This window comes from Pedobacter sp. GW456-11-11-14-TSB4 (assembly GCF_059424425.1).
The window spans coordinates 163,744-176,932 of record NZ_JBWKZK010000004.1 but is presented as its reverse complement, the minus strand read 5'-3'; the positions used below and the strand labels follow the sequence as shown (position 1 = coordinate 176,932).

At 36.5% G+C, this 13,189-nt stretch carries 8 protein-coding genes; all 8 read left to right on the top strand.

The genetic code is table 11. From position 1 onward, the window contains the following. The 8 genes from AC07XU_RS14615 to AC07XU_RS14580 all read left to right on the top strand — a co-directional run bounded on the left by AC07XU_RS14615 (position 1) and on the right by AC07XU_RS14580 (position 13,163). The gene (locus AC07XU_RS14615) at positions 1 to 2,310 is read left to right on the top strand and encodes a glycoside hydrolase family 65 protein (RefSeq protein WP_494944378.1); all 2,310 of its coding nucleotides are present in this window, start codon (positions 1 to 3) and stop codon (positions 2,308 to 2,310) included. An 85-nt stretch (positions 2,311 to 2,395) separates the two neighbouring features. After that, positions 2,396 to 4,141, top strand: coding sequence for an alpha-amylase family glycosyl hydrolase (locus AC07XU_RS14610; protein ID WP_494944377.1), 1,746 nt, complete (start codon positions 2,396 to 2,398; stop codon positions 4,139 to 4,141). A gap of 187 nt (positions 4,142 to 4,328) precedes the next feature. Then, positions 4,329 to 5,741, top strand: coding sequence for an MFS transporter (locus tag AC07XU_RS14605; RefSeq protein ID WP_494944376.1), 1,413 nt, complete (start codon positions 4,329 to 4,331; stop codon positions 5,739 to 5,741). Between the two features lie 15 nt (positions 5,742 to 5,756). Then, the gene (locus tag AC07XU_RS14600; protein ID WP_494944375.1) at positions 5,757 to 8,231 is read left to right on the top strand and encodes a glycoside hydrolase family 31 protein; all 2,475 of its coding nucleotides are present in this window, start codon (positions 5,757 to 5,759) and stop codon (positions 8,229 to 8,231) included. Positions 8,232 to 8,879: 648 nt separating this feature from the next. Further along, entirely contained in the window at positions 8,880 to 9,203 is a 324-nt protein-coding gene (locus AC07XU_RS14595) for a hypothetical protein (RefSeq protein ID WP_494944374.1), read from the top strand. Next, positions 9,185 to 9,841 carry an ATP-binding cassette domain-containing protein gene (locus AC07XU_RS14590; RefSeq protein WP_494944373.1) on the top strand — a complete coding sequence of 219 codons (657 nt, stop codon included), beginning with the start codon at positions 9,185 to 9,187 and terminating at the stop codon, positions 9,839 to 9,841. The genes AC07XU_RS14595 and AC07XU_RS14590 overlap by 19 nt, the downstream gene beginning before the upstream one ends. Before the next feature lie 702 nt (positions 9,842 to 10,543). Then, the gene (gene glgB / locus AC07XU_RS14585) at positions 10,544 to 12,559 is read left to right on the top strand and encodes a 1,4-alpha-glucan branching protein GlgB (RefSeq protein ID WP_494944372.1); all 2,016 of its coding nucleotides are present in this window, start codon (positions 10,544 to 10,546) and stop codon (positions 12,557 to 12,559) included. Positions 12,560 to 12,593: 34 nt separating this feature from the next. Beyond that, positions 12,594 to 13,163, top strand: a complete 570-nt coding sequence (locus AC07XU_RS14580; protein WP_494944371.1) for a hypothetical protein — start codon at positions 12,594 to 12,596, stop codon at positions 13,161 to 13,163. The last annotated feature ends 26 nt before the right edge of the window (positions 13,164 to 13,189 follow it).

Below are 13,189 nucleotides of genomic sequence, written 5' to 3'. Positions count from 1 at the left end.
ATGAAGAATTACATTAAGCATAACGAGTGGCAGATTATTGAAGAAGGTTTTGACCCGCATTTAAATAAAATATCTGAAAGTATTTTTAGCATTGGTAACGGAAGAATGGGGCAAAGAGCCAATTTTGAAGAAACTTACACTGGCGAAACTTTGCAGGGAAACTATGTTGCAGGAGTGTATTATCCTGATAAAACCAGAGTGGGTTGGTGGAAAAATGGTTATCCAGAATATTTTGCCAAAGTTTTAAACGCAACCAATTGGATTGGTTTAAATATCTCCATCAATGGCGAAGTTTTAGATTTAAATACCTGCAAGGTTTTAGATTTTAGTCGTGTGTTGGATATGAAGTTGGGTACACTAACCAGAAAATTTACAGCCGAGCTAAAAAATGGAAATGTAGTAGCAATAGAATCAGTTCGTTTTTGCAGCATTGTAGACGATGAAGCTGGAGTGATTAAATATACCATTACCCCTCAAAATTTCGATGGTAAAATAGAGGTTGTATCTTTTTTAGATGGTGATGTAAAAAACCAGGACTCTAATTATGATGAGAAATTCTGGAACCAAATTACAGCTAAACAAGAAGCTGATTTTGCCTTGTTAACTTTAGAGACTAAAAAAACTGCATTTTGGGTAAGCTCTGTAATTTATACTTCTATTGTTAAGGATGGCAGTGAGGTAAATTTAAAATCATCTTTTGCCAGTAAAGAAAAATATGTGTCGCAAAAGTTTGAAGTTGATGTTAAACAAAAGCAAGCTACTTCAATTTATAAATATGCTGTAAATCTTTCTTCAGAAAATCATGAAAAAGAGGAGATTGAAGCAAATGCAATCTTAAAACTAAATGAAGTTAAGGAAAAAGGCTTCGACATAATGTTAAGCGAACAGGCTGATGCCTGGGCTTCAAAATGGCAAAATGGGGATGTGATTATTGAAGGTGACGTAGCTGCACAACAAGCCATAAGATTTAATATTTTTCAACTGCACCAAACTTACACTGGCGAAGATGCAAGGTTAAATATTGGTCCGAAAGGTTTTACAGGCGAGAAATATGGAGGTTCTACCTATTGGGATACCGAAGCTTATTGTTTGCCATTTTACTTAGCTACCGCACCGCAACAGGTAGCAGAAAATCTATTGATTTATCGTTACAAACACTTAGAAAAGGCAATTGAAAATGCAGAAAAACTAGGTTTTAAAAATGGAGCGGCCTTATATCCAATGGTTACCATTAATGGCGAAGAATGCCATAATGAATGGGAGATTACTTTCGAGGAAATCCACAGAAATGGTGCAATTGCTTTTGCTATTTTTAATTATATCCGTTACACGGGAGAAAACAAATATTTAGCAGCATATGGCTTAGAGGTGCTAATTGGTATTGCTCGTTTTTGGGCACAACGTGTTAATTGGAGCATTGATAAAGAAAAGTATGTGATGTTGGGCGTTACTGGCCCGAACGAGTACGAAAATAACATCAATAACAATTGGTACACAAGCACAATAGCAACTTGGTGTTTAAAATATACCATCGAATCGATTGAATTGGTTAAACAAAATGATGCATCCCGATTAGATGAAATTATAAGTAAAACCAAATTTAACTTGGTTGAAGAGCAGGAGCATTGGCAAGAAATTATAGACAAAATGTTTTATGCAACGGATGAAAAATTAGGTATTTTCTTGCAACAAGATGGTTATTTAGATAAGGAGCAAGTTCTAGTAAAAGATTTACCTGCAATAGATCGACCATTAAATCAAAAATGGAGTTGGGACAGGATTTTACGTTCTTGCTTTATTAAACAAGCTGACGTTTTGCAGGGCATTTACTTTTTTGAGGAGGATTACGATTTAGAAACCATTCGTCGCAATTACGATTTTTATGAGCCACGTACAGTTCATGAAAGTTCTTTATCGCCCTGCGTACACGCTATTATTGCAGCTAAACTTGGTGATTTAGATAGAGCCTACGAATTTTATTTGCGCACCTCACGTTTAGATTTAGATGATTACAACAACGATACCGAAGATGGTTTACATATCACTTCAATGGCTGGTACTTGGTTAAGTGTGGTAGAAGGCTTTGGCGGTATGAGGGTAAAAAATAATCAGTTAAGTTTACATCCTGTGTTGCCTAAAAACTGGAAATCTTACAGTTTTAAAATTGGGTTTAGAAAAGCCATTGTTACCGTTAAATTTGATGGTAAAAAAGTGAGCTTAACCAATGAAAGTGAACACGCTTTAGATCTGAATGTTTTTGGAAAAGACGAACATTTAGAAGCCAACGGAACATTAGCAATTAACGCATAATCAGTTGAAAAACTATATTAAAATAGCATTATCGATAAGCTTAATTGTTAGCTTTTCTGCTTGCGTAACAAAAAATAATCTTAACATGTTAGATCAAAATCAAACGACTGCAGAGCAGATAGAAAACAGAAAATTGGTGATCTATCAGGCATTTGTTCGTCATTTTGGGAATAAAAATACCACCAATAAATTTTATGGTTCTATACAAGAAAACGGGAGTGGAAAATTTAATGACTTTAGTGATAATGCTTTAGGCGAGCTCAAAAAGCTTGGCGTAAAATATGTGTGGTACACTGGAGTAATTGAGCACGCAACCATGACAGATTATACGCAATACGGTATCAAATCTGATGATCCGGATATTGTGAAGGGTAGGGCTGGTTCACCATATGCTATTAAAGATTATTATGATGTTGACCCAGATTTGGCGGTTGATGTGGATAAGAGAATGGAAGAGTATGAAGCCTTGATTAAGCGCACACACGCACAAGGTTTAAAAGTGTTGATGGATTTTATTCCCAATCACGTAGCAAGAACCTATCATTCTGATCAAAAACCAAGTACAGTAATAGATTTGGGAGCTAATGATGATACTACCAAAAGCTTTTCGCCAACAAATGATTTTTATTACATTCCAAATCAACATTTTGTTGTACCTAACGGATATAATCCAGGAGGCGATGAATTTAAAAGTCCTTTGAAGGATGGCAAATTTGACGAATATCCTGCCAAGGCCACCGGAAATAATGTATTTAGTCAGTCGCCAAGTATTGACGATTGGTTTGAAACCATTAAATTAAACTACGGTCTTGATATTCAGAATAAAAATACCAAAAATTTTGTACCTCAGCCTCCAGTTTGGAGAAAAATGAGAGATATTTTAGCGTTTTGGGCATCAAAAGGAGTAGATGGTTTTAGGTGCGATATGGTAGAAATGGTGCCTGTAGAGTTCTGGAGTTGGGCTATTACCGATTTAAAAAAGAGATATCCAGATTTAATTTTTATTGGCGAGGCTTACGATAGGAATGAATACAAGAATTTTTTAGTGAATGGAAAATTTGATTATTTGTATGACAAGGTTGGTTTGTACGATGGTATCAAAAGGCTGATGAGGAATGAAGCGAATGCGACAGTAAAAGACATCAGCTTTGTTTGGCAAAAAGAAAGCAACGGATTTTCGCAGCACATGTTACGCTTTTTAGAAAACCATGATGAAACCAGGATAGCTTCTAATGATTTTGCGCAAAATGCTTGGTATGGTGTACCCGGCATGGTGGTAACGGCTACTTTATCATCTGGGCCGGTAATGATTTACAACGGACAAGAAGTTGGTGAGCCTGCTCATGGAGCCGAGGGTTTTGGTGGTGAAGATAGTCGCTCTTCTATTTTTGATTATTGGAGTTTACCAAAACACCAAAAATGGATGAATGATGGCGCTTTTGATGGTGGCAAATTAAATGATGAAGAAAAAAGTCTTCGCCAGTTTTATAGCAAGTTGTTAAATCTCGTTGATGAAAATGAGGCAATTAGCAGTGGTAATTTTTACGAGTTATTAAATGCAAACCAAGGTTCTGCAGGATTTAACGATAGGGTTTATGCCTATTTACGCTATACAGCAAATAAACGTGTTTTGGTATTGGCTAATTTTAATAGAAATGAAACCAACTTAAATGTAAAATTTCCTACTGATGTTTTGAAAGCTTTTAATTTAGAAGCCAAAGGCATCACTTTTACTGATTTATTGTCTGATACCACATTTAATACTACAAATATGAATGATGGTTTAAACATTAAAATGCCATCAACAAGTGCTGTGATATTGGAGTTTTAAGCAAACTTGTTTTGCTGAGCGCAGTTGAGGAATAACTTTAGTGAGTCCGTCTTAGAGATCCTTCACTGCGTTCAGGATGACAAAACACCTAATGAGTAGCAATAAAAATCCTTCGATAAGCTCAGGATGACAAAATGTGTAAGTCTGAGCGTAATCGAAGACCTAACCAAATATGACCAAATAAACCATGAACAACCTATCTCACAAACCAAAACTATCATTTTGGAGTATTTTTAACATGAGCTTCGGCTTTTTGGGTATACAGTTTGGCTTTGCATTACAAGGCGGCTTTATGTCTCGCATATTTCAAACCTTAGGTGCAAGTCAAGATGAAATACCAGCATTATGGATTGCAGCTCCATTAACAGGTTTGTTAGTGCAACCCATCATCGGTTACATGAGCGACAGAACTTGGAGCCCACGCTGGGGAAGGAGAAAGCCCTTCTTTTTAATCGGGGCTATTTTAAGTACAATTGTTCTATTTTTCTTGCCAAACTCACCAGTGTTGTGGGTTGCTGCGGGATGTTTATGGGTTTTAGATGCTTCCATTAACATTACCATGGAACCATTTAGAGCTTTGGTAGCAGATAAATTGCCTGATTCGCAACGCTCTTATGGTTTTGTAATGCAAACGCTAATTATTGGGGTGGGTACTTGGGTAGCGAGTAACTTGCCGTGGTTGGTTAATCAGTTAGGTGTTAGTAACGAAGCTTTACCGGGTGTGATCCCCATGTCTGTAAAAATAGCTTTTGGCATAGGAGGCGTTGTTTTTCTAGCATCAGTTTTATATACCATTTTCACTACAACAGAATATCCACCAGAAGATTTAGAAGAATTTAAAAAAGAAAATGAAGCTAGCAAAGGCTTTGCTAATGGTTTTAGAGAAATATTTTCGAGCATCGGCCAAATGCCAAAAACCATGAAACTACTGGGTGTAATTCAATTTTTTAGTTGGTTTGCGTTTTTTGCGATGTGGAGTTTGGCAACGCCCGCGTTAACCACACATGTTTTTAATGCTCCAGCACCTGTAGAAACAGCTTTTAACATGGCAGATGAAAGTTCAAAAGCGTTATTTATGGCCGCCAGTAAATCATACAATGATGCAGCAGATTTAGTGGGTTCTTACATGGGGATGTATGGTTTATCATCTATGGCATTTGCTTTAGTCCTTACCTTTTATGCCGCAAAATGGAGCATAAACAGGAAATATATCCACATGTTTAGTTTAATAGCAGGTGGCTTAGGTTTCATATCGATGTATTTCATTCAAGAACCGCAACAATTAATTTTTTCTTTTATTTTGATTGGAATCTCTTGGGGTAGTATCTTATCTATGCCATATGCCATGCTCTCAAGTGCTATAAATCCTAAAAAAATGGGTGTTTATATGGGGATTTTTAATATGTTTATTGTAATTCCGCAAATTATTGCTGCAACAGGTGGTTTAAACTATCTTTACCAAGTTATTTTTGGTTCGGCAGTAATCAATGCAATGTTATTGGCAGGGGTTTCTCTTATTATTGGAGGCTTGGCTAATTTTTTGATTACGGATAAAAAAGTAATCACGCATCAAGCGGATGACAAAGAAGTATTAAGTTAATCGTATTTTAGTAATATGCCAGAAGAAATCAACCACGACGAAAAACAAATTATAGCAGAAACAATAGCGCAAGAAAATACAGAAGAGGTAATTCAGCATCTTAACAACCCAGTTACAGATTTAAAGCCAATTGTTAAACAATACTTAACAGAAGTTAAAGGTGTAAAAAAAGAAGGTAATAAGTTTTATTTTTCTGATGGTAATGCCAGAGTAGAGGTTCGTGTTGTTAGCGACGAAATTATAAGAGTTCGCTTAGCACCACACGGTGTTTTTTTGGATGATTTTTCTTATGCGGTTCCAGTTGTAGACCAACGAGTTACCACTTTTAGGTTAGAAGAAACGGATACCGACTATTTAATATCGACCAGTATTGTTACTTGTAAAGTAAGTAAAGAAGACTTTTTAGTTTCATTTTCTGACAATACCACAGGGATGGTAATGAGCCAAGATGCTTCACCAATGCATTGGGAAGAGAATATAGAATTTGGTGGCTATTATGTTTTTGCCACCAAAGAGTGCATGCCAGAAGAAAACTTTTTTGGTTTGGGCGATAAATCTGGTAACATGAATTTACGTGGCAGAAAATTCCAGAACTGGAATACGGATGCCTATTCTTTTGGTTGGGATCAAGATCCATTGTACCGCACTATTCCTTTTTATATTGGGATTAATAAAGGTGCAAGTTACGGAGTGTTTTTTGATAATACATTCCGTTCTTATTTTGATTTTGGTAGAGAGAACAACGATAAAACAAGTTTTTGGGCTGATGGTGGAGAGTTGCAATATTACTATATCCACGGGCCACATATGATGGATGTGGTTAAGCGTTATCAAACCTTAACAGGAACACATAAATTACCGCCAAAATGGGCTTTAGGTTATCACCAATGCCGTTGGAGTTATTATCCAGAAAGCAGGGTTAGAGAAGTTGCAGAAGGTTTTAGATCAAATAAAATTCCGTGTGATGCCATTTACCTAGACATCGATTACATGGATGGCTACCGTTGTTTTACTTGGAACAAAAAATATTTCCCTGATCCTAAAAAAATGATCAAAGATCTGCTTAACATCGGCATGAAAACCGTTGTAATGATAGATCCGGGGATTAAGGTGGATGACAATTATTGGGTGTTTAAAGAAGGAAAAGAAAATAATTACTTCTGTAGAAGGAGTGATGATTATTTTATGGAAGGGCATGTTTGGCCAGGGAGATGCCAATTTCCAGATTTTACCAATCCGACAGTTAGAGAATGGTTTGGTGGATTATACAAAGAATTGGTTGAATTAGGCGTTGCAGGTTTTTGGAACGATATGAATGAGCCAGCTGTTTTTGGTGCCGGAACTTTCCCTAATGATGTTCGCCATAATTACGAAGGTTACCGTGGTTCGCACCGTAAAGCACACAATGTATATGGTATGCAAATGGTACGCTCTACTTATGATGGTTTAAAGAAGTTGATGCGCAATAAACGTCCGTTTACGATTACCAGAGCAGGTTATTCGGGTATGCAGCGTTATGCTTGCGTATGGACGGGTGATAATGTAGCAACTTGGGAACATTTAAAGTTGGGTAATATTCAATGCCAAAGGATGTCGATTTCAGGTGTTCCGTTTTGCGGTACCGATATTGGTGGTTTTAGCGGAGAGCCAGATGGTGAGTTATTTACACGTTGGATACAGTTAGGTACTTTCTCTCCATTTATGAGAGCCCACTCTGCAGGTGATACTTCGGTACGTGAACCTTGGAGTTTTGGCGAGCCATTTACTTCAATTAACCGCAAATTTATAGAGTTAAGGTATCGTTTAATGCCTTACATCTACTCTGTTTTTTGGGAGCATCACCGTTATGGTTTCCCTATTTTAAGGCCATTGGCGATGTTAGAACAGGAAAACATCAGTAACCATTTCCGTCAGGATGAATTTACTTTTGGAGATAAAATATTGGTTTGCCCGGTTTTAGAGCAAGGAGCAACTTCTCGTATCGTTTATTTACCAAAAGGACAATGGTATAATTTCTGGTCGCATGAATTGTTAAACGGCGAAAATGAATACAACATTGATGCGCCGTTAGAAGATATGCCTTTATTTGTGAGAGCAGGTTCGGTTGTGCCAGAATATCCGGTGATGCAATATGTTGGCGAAAAACCAATTGATGAGCTTTGGCTAAATATTTATTATTCGGGATACGAAGTAAATTCATTCTTGTTTGAAGATCATGGAGATACATTTGCTTACGAACAAGATATTTATTTAGAGAAGAAATTTAGCGTAAGAGGTGATGGTAAAAACTTGTTTATTGAGCAAACGATTGAAGGTTTATATACTCCAACTTACGAGCTTTATGATTATAACGTAATTGGTTTGCCTTTTGCAGTAAACAAAATTTTTGTTGATGATAAAGAGGTAACAGACTTTTCTATTGATGATCGAAAACGTTTGAGATTTAAATCGAACAAGAACTTTATGAATATTAAGATTTTCGGAGCTTAATATTTAGGTTTATTTTTTTAAATTTTAACCACATAGTTGCATAGCTATTAGATTTTGCTGTGTAGCTATGTGGTTTTTTGTTGGTTATTATTAAATAGGATTTACCACATAGGCACATAGAATAAATGAGGTTTTGTTTTGAAAGTGTTCTGTGTGCCACAGACCACGGATTTGTAAAACTAACCAAACATTAAATTTATCGATAGAGATTCTTCGCTGCGCTTACAACGTGAAATTGGTACAAGTTCTGAATAAAAAAATTAATAGATTTAATAAGATTTTGCGATGTGGTTTTTTAAGATCAATGTCTTTTAATAAAATTTAATTAAGCTAAAAAAATTGAGATTTTTGTATTGCAATCATTTTAAAGCAATCATTTGCCTCAATGTTTTTGTGAGCTTATTTTTTACTTATTTGTTCTATTTAAAAGGCTTCGATAAAATCAATCTTTATTATTATGCTGTATTATTTAAATTTTCTGGTTATGCATTATCAGTTATGCTAGAAAAGGTGATTTTTCCGGAACGAAAATATTTTTACAGAAATTTGAGGATTAGCTATCGTAGCATATTTTCTATTCTTTTTATACCAGACTTTTTTATATTTATAATATTGTTGATGATGATGTATCAATTTTTAATTAGTTAAATGCTACATAAACTAAAGTTTTTATTTGTTCACCATTTTAAATTAGTAGCAGTTTTAAATTTTAGTTTAACACTATATCTCATTTATTTATTTGTATTAAAAGGCTTTGATAAGGTTAATTTGTACAACATTGCAGTTGCATTAAAATGGATTGCTTATGTTACTACTTTGGTGATAGAGAAATTATTTTTTGCTTATCGTTCTTATTACTACCGCAATTTGGGCTTTAGCTACCGCAAATTATTAGGCTTATTCTTTGCCTTCGACTTTTTACTTTTTATTTCATTGTTAATAATCTCTTATCTATGGATGAACTTTATATAGATAGTGTTAACCATCGTTTTGGCGAAAGGGAAGTATTGAGTAGTGTCTTTTTAAACTGCAAAGTAGGTGAAGTTGTTGGTTTATTGGGGAGGAATGGCTCAGGAAAATCGACTTTGTTGAAGATTATTTTTGGAGAAATTAAGCCTCATTTTATGCATTTGAGGGTTGATGGTGAACTCGCTTTAAAAACATACCTTTCTGGCAAAGTGGCTTATTTACCTCAGGGATATTTTATTCCGCACTACTTGAGAATAGCTGATTTAGTGAATTTATATACTAAAACTTACAGGGCTCAATTATTGGATGTTGAACTTATTAAACAGCATTTAAAAGAAAGATTGGGTAGTTTGTCTGGTGGAAATAGAAGATTGGTTGAGGCCTTATTGATTATTTATAGCGATGCCCGATATATTTTGTTGGATGAGCCGTTTTCACAATTGGCACCATTAATTGCTGACGAACTTAAAGCGCATATCGCAAAGTTTAACCAGCATAAAGGGTTCATCATCACCGATCATTATTATAAACAAATATTAACGGTTTCGTCTCGAGTGGTATTGATTAATAATGGATGTAATTATACAATTAATAGTGAGGATGATTTGATTTTATATGGTTATTTGCCCGGTTCGGAGTGACGCTGTTACTGCTTCGTGTGTCATCCTGACGTAGGGAGGATCTCTTTAATTGAAGTTATTCGCTGCGCTATCGAAGTGAAATTGGACAAGTTCTTAATGACAAAATGCATAGATTTTAACCACATAGGCACATAGAACACATGAGGGTTTGTTTTGAAAGTGTTCTGTGTGCCACAGACTACGAATTTGGCTTAAACCACAAGTCACATAGAACATATAAGGAGTTGTTTTGAAAGTGTTCTATGTGCCTCAGACCAAGGATTTGAGTTATTATTAAATAGGATTTACCACATAGGCACATAGAACATATAAGGGGTTGTTTTGAAAGTGTTCTGTGTGCCACAGACCAAGGAGTTAGGCATATAGAACACATAGGGTTTTTTTCTATCGGCTGGTTTCTCAGCAGCCGAAAATAACCGAGCTAATTATTAAACTTTGAGGGAGAACAAAATTGGCCAAGCACTACCTGCCTCGTTATATAAACCCGACAGCCGTGTAGGTATGGTTTGGCCAAGGTGCGGAGGGCAATACCGAAACAAATTGCGGGGCTAGTATTGCCATGAAATGCTGACATTGGTTTTCTAGAAACAAAAAAATAAATGTTGCGTTATTGTTAAGCATTTCAATTTTTACACAAAAATACTTTAAACTAAGGTTAAATAAAGTAAATTACCGCTATCAAATACCAACCAAAAACAGAACATGGCTACCACCAAAAAAACACTTGAAACTAAAGCTACCAAGGGCGTTGTTAAAGTAAAAGCAAAAAAAGCTGGTACGGTAATTACCACAGCAAACCCGTTTACAGATTACAGCAAAAGTGTATGGGTACATAGTTTATTGACTGATTTTGATGTTGCGCTATTTGTGTCGGGCAAGCATTTTCGTTTGTACGAAAAAATGGGTGCACATTTGCTCACGGTTAATCAAACTGCGGGTACTTATTTCTCGGTTTGGGCGCCTAATGCACAACAGGTTTCTGTAATTGCCAATTTTAATGAGTGGAATAGAGCCACCCACCCATTGAACAAAAGATGGGATGAATCTGGTATTTGGGAGGGTTTTATACCGCATGTTGGTAAAGGTGAGGTTTATAAATATTACATTAAGGGTTTTGATGGGAGTGATCTAGAAAAGGGTGATCCATTTGCATTGCGATGGGAGCATCCGCCGCAAAAAGCAAGTATTGTTTGGGATACAACCTACAATTGGACCGATAAAGCCTGGTTAAAGAAGAGGGAAAAATTAACGGCATTAGACAAACCGATGTCGGTTTACGAACTGCATTTAGGTTCGTGGCAGCGAGATCCGAGTAATCCGGAAAGGGTTTTAAGTTATGGTGAAATTGCCAATACCTTAGTTCCTTATATTTTGGAAATGGGTTTTACGCATGTAGAATTGATGCCGATTATGGAGTATCCTTATTTCCCATCGTGGGGATATCAAATTACGGGTTATTTTGCAGCAAGCTCTAGACATGGCAGTCCGCAGGATTTAATGTATTTGATTGAGCAGTTGCATAAAAATGATATTGGTGTATTGTTAGACTGGGTACCTTCCCATTTCCCAGGTGATGCACATGGGCTTTTTAACTTTGACGGAACCCATTTGTATGAGCATGCAGATATGCGTAAAGGGTTTCATCCGGATTGGAAATCGTATATTTTTAACTATGATAGAAATGAGGTTCGTTCGTTTTTGATTAGCAACGCCATGTTTTGGTTAGATCAGTTTCATGCAGATGGTTTGCGTGTAGATGCTGTAGCCTCGATGCTGTATTTTGATTTTAGTAGGGGCGAAGGTGAGTTTGGAACGAATGAGTATGGTGGTACCGAAAATTTGGGAGCGGTAAGGTTTTTAAAGGATATGAACGAAGCGGTTTACGGAAACTTTAAGGGCGTACACACCATTGCAGAAGAGAGCAGTACTTATGATGGCGTAACCAGACCAGTTTTTGCTGGGGGCTTAGGTTTTGGCATGAAATGGATGATGGGTTGGATGAATGATACGTTGAAGTATTTTAAAAATGATCCTATTGAGAGAAAGCACCATCACCATCAGTTAACGTTTAGCATGACTTATGCTTTTACAGAAAACTTTATGTTGCCTTTTTCGCACGATGAGGTGGTGCATGGTAAATCGTCTATGATTTATAAAATGCCGGGTGATGAATGGCAGAAGTTTGCGAATTTGCGCACACTTTATGCTTATATGTTTACGCATCCGGGTACGAAATTGTTATTTATGGGTAATGAGTTTGCCCAAACCAATGAGTGGAATTTTACGCAATCATTAAGCTGGGATTTGTTGCAGCATGCACCACACAAGGGTATGCAACAGCTGGTTAAAGCATTGAATAAACTTTACCGGAGCGAGCCAGCTCTTTATCATTACAATTTTAGTTACGATGGTTTTGAATGGATTAATGCCGATGATGCGGATCATTCTGTATTTGTATATGCCCGAAAATCTGATAAGTTAAAAGATACGCTAATTGTAGTTTTAAATTTGACACCTGTTTATAGAGCAGATTTTAGGGTGGCTGTGCCCAAAGGTAAATGGAAAGAAATTTTTAGTACCGATGCTGAAGAATTTTACGGCAGTGGTAAGCTCAATCCGAAAGTTATACCCTCAGAAAATGTTCCATTGTTGAACCAGCAGCACTCTATCGCTATTAATTTAGCGCCATTGGCGGTTTCTATTTTTAAAAAGGCATAAGTTTAATTGGGTCGTTTTAGTATAAGGTAAACTCATGGAAGCCCATACACATCAACCATATGCGAACAAAGAGCAGCAAGAGCAGCAGCTTAAAAACGATGGGGCTGAAGTGAAGATTTCTTTAAAGCCATATCGCAAATGGCTGCCTGCGTTTGTGGTAATGGGAATTGTTGGGCTGCTGCTTTGGGCACCGTGGAATGATAGTTTGTATGAAAAATATGCAAGTAAAGGGCAGATGTTGGTTACCCAACAAGTTTTAACCGGGCAAAATGACTTGGCTATAGCTGCATCTTTGTATAACGAAGGTGATTATGTAGCTGCGGAGCCCTATTTAGAAAAAGCTTATTTGGCTGATATGAGTAGTGCTAGTGTTGGTTATTATTACGGAATAGTGCTTATAGAAACTCGGCAAGAAGATGTAGCAAGAACGGTTTTAACCAAAGTATTTGTGAGCGAAACTCCATTTAAATTTGATGCCGCATTTTTTATTGCGCTAAGTTATTTGAAAGAGGATAACACTTTTGAGTGTGTAGGTTGGTTGAGAAGAATACCTGCAACGGCATCTAGTTATACAGCGGCTATGCAATTGGTCGGTGAATTGTAGTTATTGGCTGCCTATCTGCAGGTTTA

Coding starts and splice junctions, on each gene's coding strand:
- AC07XU_RS14580 (WP_494944371.1), top strand. CDS start 12,594: ATGGAAGCCCATACACATCAACCATATGCGAACAAAGAGCAGCAAGAG.
- AC07XU_RS14605 (WP_494944376.1), top strand. CDS start 4,329: ATGAACAACCTATCTCACAAACCAAAACTATCATTTTGGAGTATTTTT.
- glgB (WP_494944372.1), top strand. CDS start 10,544: ATGGCTACCACCAAAAAAACACTTGAAACTAAAGCTACCAAGGGCGTT.
- AC07XU_RS14610 (WP_494944377.1), top strand. CDS start 2,396: ATGTTAGATCAAAATCAAACGACTGCAGAGCAGATAGAAAACAGAAAA.
- AC07XU_RS14590 (WP_494944373.1), top strand. CDS start 9,185: ATGGATGAACTTTATATAGATAGTGTTAACCATCGTTTTGGCGAAAGG.
- AC07XU_RS14615 (WP_494944378.1), top strand. CDS start 1: ATGAAGAATTACATTAAGCATAACGAGTGGCAGATTATTGAAGAAGGT.
- AC07XU_RS14595 (WP_494944374.1), top strand. CDS start 8,880: ATGCTACATAAACTAAAGTTTTTATTTGTTCACCATTTTAAATTAGTA.
- AC07XU_RS14600 (WP_494944375.1), top strand. CDS start 5,757: ATGCCAGAAGAAATCAACCACGACGAAAAACAAATTATAGCAGAAACA.